Genomic DNA, 13,702 nt, shown 5'->3' with positions numbered 1-13,702 from the left:
ACCCCCGCGCCGTCCGCCCCTGTGGACAAACGGCGGACGGGGGAGGGCGGTGTGGGTGATTACACGCCAACGGGGCTGATTTCCTGCTGCTCGCGGATGCGTTCGGCCAGCCGCGGGGGCATCGGTTCGTGCCGGGCGTACGCCCGGTCGAACCGCCCGGTGCCGTGGGAGAGGGAGCGCAGGTCGACGGCGTACCGTCCGACCTCCAGCTCCGGGACCTCGGCCCGCACGAGAGTACGTCCAGGGCCGGACTGTTCGGTCCCGACGACCCGGCCGCGCCGCCCGGACAGATCGCTCATCACCGGCCCCACGTACTCGTCGGGCACCAGGACCCGGATCTCGGCGACCGGTTCCAGGAGCTGGATGCGGGTGTCCGCCGCGGCCTCGCGCAGGGCCAGCGCGCCCGCGGTCTGGAACGCGGCGTCGGAGGAATCCACCGAGTGCGACTTCCCGTCCCGCAGCGTGACGCGTACGTCGACGAGCGGATATCCGGCCGCCACTCCGCGGGCCGCCTGGGCGCGCACCCCCTTCTCCACGGACGGGACGAACTGACGGGGCACCGCCCCGCCGACCACCGCGTCGACGAACTCGAGGCCCGACCCCGGCGGCAACGGCTCCACGTCGATCTCGCAGATGGCGTACTGGCCGTGCCCGCCGGACTGCTTCACGTGCCGGCCCCGTCCACTGGCGGGCGCGGCGAAGGTCTCGCGCAGTGCCACCTTGTGCGGAACGGCGTCGACCCGGACCCCGTAGTGGCTGCGCAGCCGGTCCAGGGCGACGTCCTGATGGGCCTCGCCGAGACACCACAGCACCACCTGGTGGGTGTCCTGATTCTGTTCGAGACGCAGGGTCGGGTCCTCGGCAACGAGCCGCGCGAGCCCCTGGGAGAGCTTGTCCTCGTCCGCCTTGCCGTGGGCCCTGACGGCCAGCGGAAGCAGCGGGTCCGGCGCGGCCCAGGGCTCCATCAGCAGCGGCAGGTCGCTGCCGGACAGGGTGTCCCCGGTCCCTGCGTCGCCCAGCTTGGCGACGCAGGCAAGATCGCCGGCGACGCACGCGGTGAGCGGGCGCTGCTGGGCGCCGAAGGGCGAGGAGAGCGCCCCGACACGCACCTCGGATTCGTGGAAGGGGGTCTCCCGGCCGGGTTCGGCGAGGCCGTGACCGAAGACGTGGACGGTGTCGTCGGGGCGCAGCGTGCCGGAGAAGACCCGTACGAGCGACATCCGGCCGACGTACGGGTCGGAGGTCGTCTTGACCACCTCGGCGAGGAGCGGGCCCTCGGGGTCGCAGGTCAGGGTCGGGGGCCGGGCGCCGTGCAGCGGGGTGACCCCGGGCAGGGGGCGTTCCCGCGGGGCCGGGAGACCGCCGGTGACCAGGTCCAGGAGTTCGACCGTGCCGACGCCCTGGCTGGCCCCCTCTGCGGCGGGCGCAGCGGCGAGGACGGGGTGGAAGGTTCCGCGCGCGACGGCGCGTTCCAGGTCGCCCAGGAGCGTCTCGACGTCGATGTCGGCGCCGCCCAGATAGCGGTCCATCAGGGTCTCGTCCTCGCTCTCCGCGATGATGCCCTCGATGAGCCGGTCCCGCGCCTCACGGAGCGGGGCCCGCCCGCTCTCGTCGGGGGGCGTCTCCCGGCGCTCGCCCGAGGAGTAGTCGAGGACACGCCGGGTGAGGAGCCCGGTGAGCCCGGTGAGCGGGGCGTGCCCGTCGGCGCCCGCGGGGCCGTGCACCGGCAGGTAGAGCGGGAGCACGGCGTCGGGGTCGTCGCCGCCGAGGGCCTCGCCGCAGATCCGGGTCATCTCGTCGAACGAGGTGCGCGCGGTGTCCAGGTGGGTGACGACGATGGCGCGCGGCATGCCGACGGCGGCGCACTCGTCCCACACGGCCCGGGCCGCGCCGACCACCGCGTCGGCCTCCTGGGCGGCCGACACCACGAACAGGGCCGCGTCCGCCGCCCGCAGACCGGCCCTGAGTTCCCCGACGAAGTCGGCGTACCCCGGGGCGTCCAGCAGATTGATCCGGCAGCCGCGCCAGACGACGGGCACCACCGAGAGCTGCACGGACCGCTGCCGCCGCCGTTCGATCTCGTCGTAGTCGGAGACGGTCGCGCCGTCCTCGACCCGGCCCGCCCGGTTGACCGCCCCGGCCGTCTGCGCCAGCGCCTCGACGAGGGTGGTCTTGCCGGAGCCGCTGGGGCCGACCAGCACCACGTTCCGGAGGGACGGCGCCGGGTCGGCCGTCGCCGCCCCGCCGGCGGCCCCGGTGTGTGCGTGTGTCCTGTCGCCCATGATGCGTGCCTCCCAGGTAGTGGCCCGGATCGGGAAGGAGAACCTGCGCGATGTGGGAAGAAAGGCCGTACGGGCACGGAGAGCCCACGCGGCGGCCACCGCCGACGCCCGCGGTAATTCGAGCTTTCCACTCGGGCCGGGCCGCGTCCATCCGTCGCCGGCCCGGCCCGCATCCGGCGCCATGACCCGCGGTGTCCGCCCGCCCTCGCATCCGGTCGCCCGCGCCCGCGCGTTCCCGGGCCGCAGAGCGGGTTCTCGGGCCGCGACCGCGGTGCGCCGGGCCGATTCCGTACTCCGCCGCGCAGCGGCCGTCCGTCGTGCGGCCCGGCGCGCGGCCGGTGCCCGGGGGGTGGAGTCCGGCGGGCGTGACTACGATGGGCCAGCCGGAGGCCGAAGGGGCCGCCCGGCCCACAGACCCTCGGGAAGGCCATGCTGAACAAGTACGCGCGTGCCTTTTTCACGCGTGTCCTCACACCGTTCGCCGCACTGCTGCTCCGTCTCGGCGTGAGCCCCGACGCGGTCACCCTGATCGGTACGGCAGGGGTGGTGGCAGGTGCGCTGGTCTTCTTCCCCATGGGGGAGTTCTTCTGGGGCACGGTCGTCATCACGATCTTCGTCTTCTCCGACCTCGTCGACGGCAACATGGCCCGGCAGGCCGGGATCTCCAGCCGCTGGGGCGCGTTCCTCGACTCGACCCTCGACCGGGTCGCCGACGGCGCGATCTTCGGCGGCTTCGCGCTCTGGTACGCGGGCCGGGGCGACGACGACGTGCTGTGCGCGGTCGCGATCTTCTGCCTGGCGAGCGGCCAGGTGGTGTCGTACACGAAGGCGCGCGGCGAGTCGATCGGGCTGCCGGTCGCGGTCAACGGGCTCGTGGAGCGCGCCGAGCGGCTGGTGATCTCGCTGGTCGCGGCCGGGGTCGCGGGCCTGCACACCTTCGGCGTCCCCGGCGTCCAGGTCCTGCTGCCGATCGCGCTGTGGATCGTCGCCGCGGGCAGCCTGGTCACGCTCGTGCAGCGGGTGGTGACCGTACGCCGCGAGTCCGCCGAGGCCGACGCGGCCGACGCCGCCGCCGGGCGGGGGAGCGGGGCGGCGCGGTGAGCGACGCGACGGGTGACGCGCGCACCGGGCTGCGGGACCGGCTGACCGACGGCCTGTACGGGCTCGGCTGGACCGCGGTCAAGAAGCTTCCCGAACCGGCCGCCCGCGGCCTCTTCCGTACGCTCGCCGATCAGGTCTGGAAGCGACGGGGCAAGGGGGTGCTGCGGCTGGAGGCCAATCTGGCACGCGTCGTGCCCGGGGCGTCACCGGCCCGGCTCGCCGAGCTCTCCCAGGCCGGTATGCGTTCGTACATGCGCTACTGGATGGAGTCGTTCCGGCTCCCCACCTGGAGCCCGGCACGGATCAAGGCGTCCATAGAGGTCGCCGACGCGCACCGGCTGACCGAAGGTCTCGACGCCGGCCGCGGCGTCGTCCTCGCCCTGCCGCACCTGGCGAACTGGGACCTGGCGGGCGCCTGGGTGACCACCGAGCTCAAGGTCCCCTTCACCACGGTCGCCGAGCGGCTGAAGCCCGAGACGCTGTACGACAGGTTCGTGGCCTACCGCGAGGGACTCGGCATGGAGGTGCTCCCGCACAGCGGCGGTGCCGCCTTCGGCACCCTGGCACGGCGGCTGCGCGCGGGCGGCCTGGTCTGCCTGGTCGCCGACCGCGACCTGTCCGCCTCCGGCGTCGAGGTGAGCTTCTTCGGCGAGAGCGCGCGCATGCCCGCCGGACCCGCGCTGCTCGCTCAGCAGACCGGCGCGCTGCTGCTGCCGGTGACGCTCGGCTACGACGACACGCCCGTGATGAAGGTGCGGGTCCACCCGCCGGTCCCGGTCCCCGAGTCGGGCAGCCGCGCGGAGAAGACGTCCTCGATGACGCAGGCGCTGGCCGATGCCTTCGCCGTCGGGATCGCCGACCACCCGGAGGACTGGCACATGCTGCAACGGCTCTGGCTCGCGGACCTGGAGCCCCGGAACGGGACGAAGGACCGGGCGCACGCGCAGGACCGGGAGAACGGGGAGGTCCGCCCGTGAAGATCGGCATCGTGTGCCCGTACTCCTGGGACGTGCCCGGCGGAGTGCAGTTCCACATCCGGGACCTGGCCGAGCACCTGATCCGGCTCGGGCACCAGGTCTCGGTGCTGGCCCCCGCCGACGACGAGACGCCGCTGCCGCCGTACGTGGTCTCGGCGGGCCGGGCCGTGCCCGTGCCGTACAACGGCTCCGTGGCCCGGCTGAACTTCGGCTTCCTGTCCGCCGCGCGGGTGCGCCGCTGGCTGCACGACGGCACCTTCGACGTCATCCACATCCACGAGCCGACCTCGCCGTCGCTGGGGCTGCTCGCCTGCTGGGCCGCGCAGGGGCCGATCGTCGCCACGTTCCACACCTCCAACCCGCGCTCCCGGGCCATGATCGCCGCGTACCCGATCCTGCAGCCCGCGCTGGAGAAGATCAGCGCGCGCATCGCGGTGAGCGAGTACGCGCGCCGGACCCTGGTCGAACACCTCGGTGGCGACGCCGTCGTCATCCCGAACGGCGTCGACGTCGGCTTCTTCGCCTCCGCCGAACCCCGGCCCGAGTGGCAGGGGGGCACGATCGGCTTCATCGGACGCATCGACGAGCCCCGCAAGGGCCTGCCCGTCCTGATGCGGGCGCTGCCCGCGATCCTCGCCGCACGCCCGGACACCCGACTTCTGGTGGCGGGCCGGGGCGACGAGGAGGAAGCCGTCGCCCAGCTGCCGCCGGAGATGCGCGGGCGCGTCGAATTCCTCGGCATGGTGAGCGACGAGGACAAGGCACGACTGCTGCGCAGCGTCGACGTGTACGTCGCCCCCAACACGGGCGGCGAGAGCTTCGGGATCATCCTGGTCGAGGCGATGTCGGCCGGCGCACCGGTCCTGGCCAGCGATCTGGACGCGTTCGCACAGGTCCTGGACCAGGGCGCGGCGGGGGAACTCTTCGTCAACGAGAACGCCGAGGCGCTGGCGACGGCCGCCATCGGGCTGCTCGGCGACCCGGACCGGCGCGCGGAACTGCGCGAGCGGGGCAGCGCGCACGTGCGGCGCTTCGACTGGTCGACGGTCGGCGCCGACATCCTCGCGGTGTACGAGACCGTGACGGACGGCGCGGCGTCGGTCGCGACCGACGAGCGCACGGGGCTGCGCGCACGCTTCGGACTGGCGCGGGACTGACCGGACGCGGGACCGGGAAGGGCACCGGCCCCGGGGCCGGGTCCGGCCCGTGCTCCGGGCCGCGCACGCGCCGACGGTAGCCTTGCCGCCCGTGATCGAAACCCTTATCTGGATCGCCGTCGCGCTCGTCGCGATCGGCATGTACCTCAGCTGGACCGCGGGACGGCTGGACCGGCTGCACACTCGCATCGACGCCGCCCGGGCCGCCCTCGACGCGCAGTTGCTGCGCCGTGCCTCGGTGACCCAGGAACTGGCGACGTCGGGTGTGCTCGATCCGGCCGCGTCCATCGTGCTGTACGAGGCCGCGCACGCCGCCCGTCAGGCGGAGGAGGAGCAGCGCGAGGTCGCGGAGAGCGAGCTGAGCGCCGCGCTGCGGGCGGTGTTCGGCGAGACGGCGCAGGTGGAGGCCGTGAAGGAGATCCCCGGCGGCCAGGAGGCGGCACTCGAACTCGCCGCGGCCGTGCGCCGGGTGCCGATGGCCCGGCGCTTCCACAACGACGCGGTGCGCGCGGCACGCGCCCTGCGTCGCCACCGCACCGTGCGGTGGGTCCGGCTGGCCGGGCACGCCCCGTTCCCGCTCGCCTTCGAGATGGACGACGAACCGCCGGTGGCCCTGGCGGACCGTCCCGCCGGCTGATCCCGGCGGCCGTTCCCGCGCGTGACCGGGGTCACAAGCAGCCCCGTACGCGTCCAAAACGATCCACCGGCCTCGCATTGGCCCTTGAAGTGGACCGCTCCCGGAGAGTTTGCTCAGGCCTGCACCAATCAGCGCTTTTCAGCGACTTTCTCCGAGTGAGGTCGATCCGTGTCCACTCTCCCCACCACCCCGCAGTCCGCCGACTCCCCGGCCACCGGCACCGCCCGCGTCAAGCGCGGCATGGCCGAGCAGCTCAAGGGCGGCGTGATCATGGACGTCGTCAACGCGGAGCAGGCGAAGATCGCCGAGGACGCGGGTGCCGTGGCCGTCATGGCCCTGGAACGGGTGCCGGCCGACATCCGCAAGGACGGCGGTGTGGCCCGCATGTCCGACCCGAACATGATCGAGGAGATCATGGAGGCCGTCTCCATCCCGGTGATGGCCAAGTCCCGCATCGGCCACTTCGTCGAGGCCCAGGTCCTCCAGGCACTCGGCGTCGACTACATCGACGAGTCCGAGGTCCTCACCCCGGCCGACGAGATCAACCACAGCGACAAGTTCGCGTTCACCACCCCCTTCGTGTGCGGCGCCACCAACCTCGGCGAGGCCCTGCGCCGCATCGCCGAGGGCGCGGCCATGATCCGTTCGAAGGGCGAGGCCGGCACCGGGAACGTCGTCGAGGCCGTCCGCCACCTGCGCCAGATCAAGAACGAGATCGCCCGCCTGCGCGGCTACGACAACAACGAGCTGTACGCCGCCGCCAAGGAGCTGCGCGCCCCGTACGAGCTGGTCAAGGAGGTCGCGGAGCTCGGCAAGCTGCCTGTCGTGCTCTTCTCCGCGGGCGGCGTCGCCACCCCCGCCGACGCGGCCCTGATGCGCCAGCTCGGCGCCGAGGGCGTCTTCGTGGGCTCCGGCATCTTCAAGTCCGGCGACCCGGCCAGGCGCGCCGCCGCCATCGTGAAGGCCACCACCTTCTACGACGACCCGAAGGTCATCGCGGACGCCTCCCGGAACCTGGGCGAGGCCATGGTCGGCATCAACTGCGACACCCTGCCCGAGGCCGAGCGCTACGCCAACCGCGGCTGGTAAGCACCGATGAGCGACACCCCTGTGATCGGAGTCCTGGCCCTCCAGGGCGACGTACGGGAGCACCTGATCGCCCTGGCCTCGGCGGACGCCCAGGCCAGGCCGGTCCGGCGGCCCGAGGAACTCGCCGAGGTCGACGGCCTGGTCGTGCCCGGTGGCGAGTCCACCACGATGTCCAAGCTCGCGTCCCTGTTCGGCATGCTGGAACCGCTGCGCGAGCGGATACGGGACGGGATGCCGGTCTACGGCACCTGCGCCGGGATGATCCTCCTCGCCGACAAGATCCTCGACCCGCGCTCCGGACAGGAGACGCTCGGCGGCATCGACATGATCGTGCGCCGCAACGCCTTCGGGCGTCAGAACGAGTCGTTCGAGGCCGCCGTGGAGGTCGCCGGGATCGGGGGCGGCCCCGTCGAGGGCGTCTTCATCCGGGCCCCCTGGGTGGAGTCGGTCGGCGCGCGGGCCGAGGTGGTGGCCGAGTACGGCGGCCACATCGTCGGCGTGCGCCAGGGAAACGCGCTGGCGACATCCTTCCACCCGGAATTGACCGGGGACCACCGTGTTCACGCCTTGTTCGTGGACATGGTGCGCGCAGTCGGCTGATTCGATCCCGGTAGGATCTCCCGGGTTCGGATCGATTTTTGGTGACGCGAAGGAGAAGGCAGATGTCCGGCCACTCTAAATGGGCTACGACGAAGCACAAGAAGGCCGTGATCGATGCCAAGCGCGGCAAGCTCTTCGCGAAGCTGATCAAGAACATCGAGGTCGCGGCCCGCACCGGCGGTGTGGACCCCGATGGAAACCCGACCCTTGTGGACGCGATCCAGAAGGCGAAGAAGAGCTCCGTACCGAACAAGAACATCGATTCCGCGGTCAAGCGCGGCGGTGGTCTCGAAGCGGGCGGGGTCGATTACCAGACGATCATGTACGAGGGTTACGGCCCGAACGGTGTCGCGGTGCTCATCGAGTGCCTCACCGACAACCGGAACCGTGCCGCCTCCGACGTGCGCGTCGCGATGACCCGCAACGGCGGTTCGATGGCCGACCCCGGTTCGGTCTCGTACCTCTTCAACCGCAAGGGCGTCGTCATCGTCCCCAAGGGCGGGCTGACCGAGGACGACGTCCTCGGTGCCGTGCTCGACGCGGGCGCCGAGGAGGTCAACGACCTCGGCGAGACCTACGAGGTCGTCAGCGAGGCCACCGACCTGGTCGCGGTCCGTACCGCGCTCCAGGGGGCCGGCATCGACTACGACTCCGCCGAGGCCAGCTTCCTGCCCACCATGCAGGTCGAGCTGGACGAGGAGGGCGCGCGCAAGATCTTCAAGCTGATCGACGCCCTGGAGGACAGCGACGACGTCCAGAACGTCTTCGCCAACTTCGACGTCTCGGACGAGGTCATGGAGAAGGTCGACGCCTGAGCCGGGCTCGGGACGGTACGGCACAGCCTTCTACGCACGGGCCGACGGGGACACGCCCCGTCGGCCCGACGCATTGTCAGCGCGAGCCGATAGCCTGCGGGAACAGTTGACCGATCGGTACGGAGGGGGATCACCCATGCGGGTACTCGGCGTCGACCCGGGGCTGACCCGGTGCGGTGTCGGCGTCGTCGAGGGCGTGGCCGGCCGGACCCTGACGATGCGCGGCGTCGGCGTCGTCCGCACCCCGGCCGACGCGGAGCTCGGTCACCGCCTGGTCGCCATCGAACGCGGCATCGAGGAGTGGCTCGACGAGCACCGCCCCGAATTCGTCGCCGTGGAGCGGGTCTTCAGCCAGCACAACGTCCGCACGGTGATGGGCACCGCCCAGGCCAGCGCCGTCGCCATGCTCTGCGCGTCCCGCCGCGGCATACCCGTCGCGCTGCACACCCCCAGCGAGGTCAAGGCGGCCGTCACCGGCAGCGGCCGTGCCGACAAGGCACAGGTCGGTGCCATGGTCACCAGGCTCCTGAGGCTCGACGCCCCGCCGAAACCGGCCGACGCCGCCGACGCCCTCGCCCTCGCCATCTGCCACATCTGGCGTGCCTCCGCCGTCAACCGCCTCCAGCAGGCGCACGCGGCGGCCGTCGGCGCGTCCCGAACCCCGCGCGCGCCCCGTACCCCCGCGGTCCGTACACCCGCGCCCCCCGTCCGGAAGGTCCCCCGATGATCGCCTTCGTCAGCGGCCCCGTCGCCGCGCTCGCCCCGACCACGGCCGTGATCGAGGTCGGCGGCGTCGGCATGGCCGTCCAGTGCACCCCGAACACCCTCGCCGGCCTCCGGATCGGCGAGGAGGCCAGGCTTGCCACCTCCCTCGTCGTACGGGAGGACTCGCTCACCCTCTACGGCTTCGCCGACGACGACGAGCGGCAGGTCTTCGAGCTGCTCCAGACCGCCAGCGGAGTCGGCCCGCGGCTGGCCCAGGCCATGCTCGCCACGCACAGCCCGGACGCCCTGCGGACCGCGGTCGCGACCGGCGACGAGAAGGCGCTCACGGCCGTCTCCGGCATCGGCAAGAAGGGCGCGCAGAAACTCCTCCTCGAACTGAAGGACAGGCTCGGCGAGCCCGTCGGCGCCCGGATCGGCCGGCAGGGCGTCGGCACCGCCGTGACCCCGTCGTGGCGCGACCAGCTGCACGCCGCGCTGATCGGCCTCGGCTACGCCACCCGGGAGGCCGACGACGCGGTCGCCGCCGTGACCCCGCAGGCCGAGGCGGCACTCGCCGAGAACGGGCAGGCCCCCGTGCCGCAGCTGCTGCGGGCCGCGCTCCAGACCCTCAACCGCGCGCGCTGACCGGAGCGCGCACCCGGGCACCACACCCCGACGCCGCGCCGGGCACCGCACGGCACCGAAACACCCGAGGCGGGACAGACTGAATGAACTGGGACGAGACCGGACCCGACGCCGACGAACGACTCGACGGGCGATTCGACGAGCGCCTCGTCGACGCCGACGCGGACGGCGAGGACACCGCGGTCGAAGCCGCGCTGCGACCGAAGGACCTCGACGAGTTCGTCGGCCAGGAGAAGGTGCGCGAACAACTGGACCTGGTCCTCAAGGCGGCCAGGGCCCGCGGCGCCACAGCCGACCACGTCCTGCTCTCCGGCGCCCCCGGCCTCGGCAAGACCACCCTCTCCATGATCATCGCGGCCGAGATGGGCGCCCCCATCCGGATCACGTCGGGCCCGGCCATCCAGCACGCGGGCGACCTCGCCGCGATCCTCTCCTCGCTCCGGGAGGGCGAGGTCCTCTTCCTCGACGAGATCCACCGCATGTCGCGGCCCGCCGAGGAGATGCTGTACATGGCGATGGAGGACTTCCGGGTCGACGTGATCGTCGGGAAGGGCCCGGGAGCCACCGCGATCCCGCTGGAACTCCCGCCCTTCACCCTGGTCGGCGCCACCACCAGGGCAGGGCTGCTGCCGCCCCCGCTGCGCGACCGCTTCGGCTTCACCGGCCACATGGAGTTCTACGCCCCCACCGAACTCGAACGCGTCATCCGGCGCTCGGCCCGCCTCCTCGACGTGGCGATAGACGAGGACGGCGCCGCCGAGATCGCCGGGCGGTCCCGCGGCACCCCGCGCATCGCCAACCGGCTGCTGCGCCGTGTCCGTGACTATGCCCAGGTCAAGGCCGACGGGCGGATCGACCGACCGGTCGCCTCCGCCGCCCTCGGTGTCTACGAGGTCGACGCGCGTGGTCTCGACCGGCTGGACCGGGCGGTGCTCCGCGCGTTGCTCACGCTGTTCGGCGGCGGCCCCGTGGGCCTGTCGACCCTGGCGGTCGCCGTGGGCGAGGAACGCGAGACGGTCGAGGAGGTCGCCGAGCCGTTCCTCGTCCGGGAAGGGCTGCTCGCCAGGACCCCGCGCGGGCGCGTCGCGACCCCCGCGGCATGGGCCCATCTCGGTCTCGTCCCTCCTCAGCACGGCGGAAAGGGACAACAGGGCCTGTTCGGGGCGTGACGCGTCACAGGTTCACCCGGACAGGAACCAACGAGCGGCGTCGGGCGTTGTTCCATCGATGCGGACTCGCCTAGACTCCGCCGATGCCGCCCCAATGGGTCGGTGTGCCCACCCCCGAAGACCAGGCCGCCCCTCAGCGCGGTCGTGCGAAGGAAACTCGTCCCGTGAATCTCGTGTCTCTCCTCCCTTTCATCGTGCTCATCGGGGCCATGTTCCTGATGACGCGGTCCGCCAAGAAGAAGCAGGCGGCCGCCGTCCAGATGCGTGACGAGATGCAGCCCGGCGCCGGTGTCCGGACGATCGGGGGCATGTACGCCACCGTCAAGGAGGTCCACGACGACACGGTTCTCCTGGAGGTCGCCCCCGGCGTCCACGCCGTCTACGCCAAGAACGCCATCGGCGCCGTTCTCGACGACGCCGAGTACAACCGCATCGTCCACGGCGACGACGGCGCCCTGGATCTCGACGGCACGGTCGTCCCGGACGACGCCTCCTCGCTGACCGGGGCGGACGCCGCGTCGGACACCTCGGACGACGCCAGGATCGACCTGGGCAAGAAGGCCGACGACGCCGAGCCGAAGGACGCCGAGTCCGGCAAGAAGTCCGAGGGCAAGACCGACGGCGAGGCCGACGCGAAGTAGTCGCGCGAACCGGGGATGCCGCGGGCCCATGGGCGTCCGGCACTCCCCGGCCCGTGCGATCTTCTGCGGGGTGGGTCCCCACTACACTTCGTGGCCGCTCGGGCGCGCACCCGGCTCGGGGCGGTTGGACAGGGAGAAACGAGAAGGTGGCAGCACCGAAGAAGAGCCGGGGACCGGCCGGCGGTCAAGGCAGGCCGGGGCGATCCCTGGCTCTGATCCTGATCGCCATGGTCGCCCTCACCGGAGGGATGTTCCTGGCTGATCAGCCGACGCCACGACTGGGCATCGACCTGGCGGGTGGCACGTCCATCACGCTCAAGGCGCAGAGCCAGCCCGGCAAGCCGAACGCGATCAACCAGACGAACATGGACACGGCGGTCGGCATCATCGAGCGCCGGGTCAACGGTCTGGGTGTCTCCGAGGCCGAGGTCCAGACCCAGGGCCGGGACAACATCGTCGTCAACATCCCCAAGGGGACGAACTCGCAGCAGGCCCGGGAGCAGGTCGGCACGACCGCCCAGCTCTACTTCCGGCCGGTGCTCAGCATGGCGGCCGGCGGCCCCACGCCCAAGGGCACCGCCAGCCCCTCGCCCTCCGGGTCGCCGAAGCCGAGCGCGTCCACCGCCACCGGTGAGAAGGCGTCCGGTTCCTCGGCCACTCCCTCGGCCACCGCGACCACCCAGGGACGTGCGGTCACCGGCGCCCTGACGAAGGACACGCCCAGCCCCGGGGCGTCCGACGATCCCAAGGCGTCCACGACCCCCCCGGCCCCCGCCGACCAGGCCGGGACGGCGCTGGAGAAGAAGTTCGCCGCCCTGGACTGCTCCACGAAGGCCGGCCGCGCGGCGGCCGGTGCCAACGTGAAGCCCACCGAGCCCACCGTCGCCTGTGACTCCACGGGTGAGGCCAAGTACATCCTCGGCCCGGCCGAGGTCTCCGGCACGGACGTGGACAGCGCCAAGGGCGCGATCAACCAGCAGACCGGCCAGTGGATCGTCCAGATGGAGTTCACCAAGGGCGGCGCCAAGAAGTTCCAGAAGATCACGGGCCGGCTCGCGCAGCAGCAGACCCCGCAGAACCAGTTCGCCATCGTGCTCGACGGCGAGGTCGTCTCCGCCCCCTACGTGCGCGAGGCGCTGAGCGCCAACGCCGAGATCTCCGGCAGCTTCGACCAGCAGTCCGCCGAGGACCTGGCCAACGTGCTCTCCTACGGTGCCCTGCCGCTCAGCTTCAAGGAGCAGACGGTCACCACCGTCACGGCCGCCCTCGGCGGCGAGCAGCTCCAGGCGGGCCTGATCGCCGGCGCCATCGGCCTGGCACTGGTCGTCATCTACCTGGTCACCTACTACCGCGGCCTGGCGTTCATCGCGCTTCTGAGCCTCCTGGCCTCGGGCATCCTGACCTACACCCTCATGTCGCTGCTCGGCCCGGCCATCGGGTTCGCGCTCAACCTCCCCGCGGTCTGCGGGGCCATCGTGGCCATCGGTATCACCGCCGACTCCTTCATCGTGTACTTCGAGAGGATCCGCGACGAGATCCGCGAGGGCCGCACCCTGCGCCCCGCCGTCGAGCGGGCCTGGCCGCGCGCCCGGCGCACCATCCTGGTCTCCGACTTCGTGTCCTTCCTCGCCGCGGCGGTGCTCTTCGTCGTCACAGTCGGCAAGGTCCAGGGCTTCGCCTTCACGCTGGGGCTCACCACCCTCCTCGACGTGGTCGTGGTCTTCCTCTTCACCAAGCCGGTCATGACGCTGCTGGCCCGTACGAAGTTCTTCTCCAGCGGTCACCCGTGGTCCGGGCTGGACCCGAAGCGCCTCGGTGCCAAGCCGCCCCTGCGCCGCTCGCGGCGTGTCAACGCCCGTACCGACCACCCGAAGGAGGCGTGAG

General features: G+C 72.2%; 13 protein-coding genes. 12 read left to right on the top strand and 1 reads right to left on the bottom strand.

From position 1 onward, the window contains the following. Window positions 1–59: 59 nt before the first annotated feature. Entirely contained in the window at window positions 60–2,282 is a 2,223-nt protein-coding gene (locus AB0E67_RS19450) for an elongation factor G-like protein EF-G2 (RefSeq protein WP_362028128.1), read from the bottom strand. A 429-nt stretch (window positions 2,283–2,711) separates the two neighbouring features. Here AB0E67_RS19450 and pgsA point away from each other — a divergent pair, with 429 nt between their 5' ends. The 12 genes from pgsA (at window position 2,712) to secD (ending at window position 13,701) form a co-directional block, all read left to right on the top strand. Further along, window positions 2,712–3,383: a phosphatidylinositol phosphate synthase gene (gene pgsA, locus AB0E67_RS19445; protein ID WP_360114705.1), complete on the top strand. Its 672-nt coding sequence runs from the start codon at window positions 2,712–2,714 to the stop codon at window positions 3,381–3,383. Beyond that, window positions 3,380–4,360 carry a phosphatidylinositol mannoside acyltransferase gene (locus AB0E67_RS19440; RefSeq protein ID WP_362028125.1) on the top strand — a complete coding sequence of 327 codons (981 nt, stop codon included), beginning with the start codon at window positions 3,380–3,382 and terminating at the stop codon, window positions 4,358–4,360. Before pgsA ends, AB0E67_RS19440 begins: the two co-directional genes overlap by 4 nt. Continuing rightward, window positions 4,357–5,517 carry a glycosyltransferase family 4 protein gene (locus tag AB0E67_RS19435; protein WP_362028123.1) on the top strand — a complete coding sequence of 387 codons (1,161 nt, stop codon included), beginning with the start codon at window positions 4,357–4,359 and terminating at the stop codon, window positions 5,515–5,517. The genes AB0E67_RS19440 and AB0E67_RS19435 overlap by 4 nt, the downstream gene beginning before the upstream one ends. 139 nt (window positions 5,518–5,656) lie before the next feature. Continuing rightward, window positions 5,657–6,154: a hypothetical protein gene (locus AB0E67_RS19430; RefSeq protein WP_362028366.1), complete on the top strand. Its 498-nt coding sequence runs from the start codon at window positions 5,657–5,659 to the stop codon at window positions 6,152–6,154. Window positions 6,155–6,322: 168 nt separating this feature from the next. Beyond that, window positions 6,323–7,243: a pyridoxal 5'-phosphate synthase lyase subunit PdxS gene (pdxS, locus tag AB0E67_RS19425; RefSeq protein ID WP_362028120.1), complete on the top strand. Its 921-nt coding sequence runs from the start codon at window positions 6,323–6,325 to the stop codon at window positions 7,241–7,243. A gap of 6 nt (window positions 7,244–7,249) precedes the next feature. Beyond that, a complete protein-coding gene (gene pdxT, locus AB0E67_RS19420; protein ID WP_362028117.1) occupies window positions 7,250–7,843 on the top strand; it encodes a pyridoxal 5'-phosphate synthase glutaminase subunit PdxT in 594 nt (197 codons plus the stop codon). A 62-nt stretch (window positions 7,844–7,905) separates the two neighbouring features. Beyond that, a complete protein-coding gene (locus AB0E67_RS19415) occupies window positions 7,906–8,658 on the top strand; it encodes a YebC/PmpR family DNA-binding transcriptional regulator (protein WP_362028114.1) in 753 nt (250 codons plus the stop codon). A 136-nt stretch (window positions 8,659–8,794) separates the two neighbouring features. Further along, window positions 8,795–9,385: a crossover junction endodeoxyribonuclease RuvC gene (gene ruvC, locus AB0E67_RS19410; RefSeq protein WP_362028111.1), complete on the top strand. Its 591-nt coding sequence runs from the start codon at window positions 8,795–8,797 to the stop codon at window positions 9,383–9,385. Further along, complete coding sequence (gene ruvA, locus AB0E67_RS19405) at window positions 9,382–10,008, top strand: Holliday junction branch migration protein RuvA (protein WP_362028108.1); 627 nt, start codon at window positions 9,382–9,384, stop codon at window positions 10,006–10,008. The genes ruvC and ruvA overlap by 4 nt, the downstream gene beginning before the upstream one ends. A gap of 83 nt (window positions 10,009–10,091) precedes the next feature. Next, window positions 10,092–11,177 (top strand): Holliday junction branch migration DNA helicase RuvB, encoded by a 1,086-nt coding sequence (ruvB, locus tag AB0E67_RS19400; RefSeq protein WP_362028105.1) that lies wholly within the window; start codon window positions 10,092–10,094, stop codon window positions 11,175–11,177. 164 nt (window positions 11,178–11,341) lie between these two features. Then, entirely contained in the window at window positions 11,342–11,818 is a 477-nt protein-coding gene (yajC, locus tag AB0E67_RS19395; protein ID WP_362028103.1) for a preprotein translocase subunit YajC, read from the top strand. 146 nt (window positions 11,819–11,964) lie between these two features. Then, complete coding sequence (gene secD / locus AB0E67_RS19390) at window positions 11,965–13,701, top strand: protein translocase subunit SecD (RefSeq protein WP_362028100.1); 1,737 nt, start codon at window positions 11,965–11,967, stop codon at window positions 13,699–13,701. Window position 13,702 lies beyond the last annotated feature (1 nt).

The sequence above is a fragment of the Streptomyces sp. NPDC032161 genome (assembly GCF_040636995.1).
Lineage (GTDB): Bacteria > Actinomycetota > Actinomycetes > Streptomycetales > Streptomycetaceae > Streptomyces.
The sequence above is the reverse complement of the archived record's forward strand: the minus strand, read 5'-3'. Positions and strand labels throughout refer to the sequence as shown.

Excerpts from the sequence above, each read along its gene's own strand:
- ruvC (WP_362028111.1), top strand. The coding sequence starts at position 8,795 with ATGCGGGTACTCGGCGTCGACCCGGGGCTGACCCGGTGCGGTGTCGGC.
- pdxT (WP_362028117.1), top strand. The coding sequence starts at position 7,250 with ATGAGCGACACCCCTGTGATCGGAGTCCTGGCCCTCCAGGGCGACGTA.
- AB0E67_RS19430 (WP_362028366.1), top strand. The coding sequence starts at position 5,657 with ATGTACCTCAGCTGGACCGCGGGACGGCTGGACCGGCTGCACACTCGC.
- AB0E67_RS19415 (WP_362028114.1), top strand. The coding sequence starts at position 7,906 with ATGTCCGGCCACTCTAAATGGGCTACGACGAAGCACAAGAAGGCCGTG.
- ruvB (WP_362028105.1), top strand. The coding sequence starts at position 10,092 with ATGAACTGGGACGAGACCGGACCCGACGCCGACGAACGACTCGACGGG.
- pgsA (WP_360114705.1), top strand. The coding sequence starts at position 2,712 with ATGCTGAACAAGTACGCGCGTGCCTTTTTCACGCGTGTCCTCACACCG.
- AB0E67_RS19450 (WP_362028128.1), bottom strand. The coding sequence starts at position 2,282 with ATGGGCGACAGGACACACGCACACACCGGGGCCGCCGGCGGGGCGGCG.
- ruvA (WP_362028108.1), top strand. The coding sequence starts at position 9,382 with ATGATCGCCTTCGTCAGCGGCCCCGTCGCCGCGCTCGCCCCGACCACG.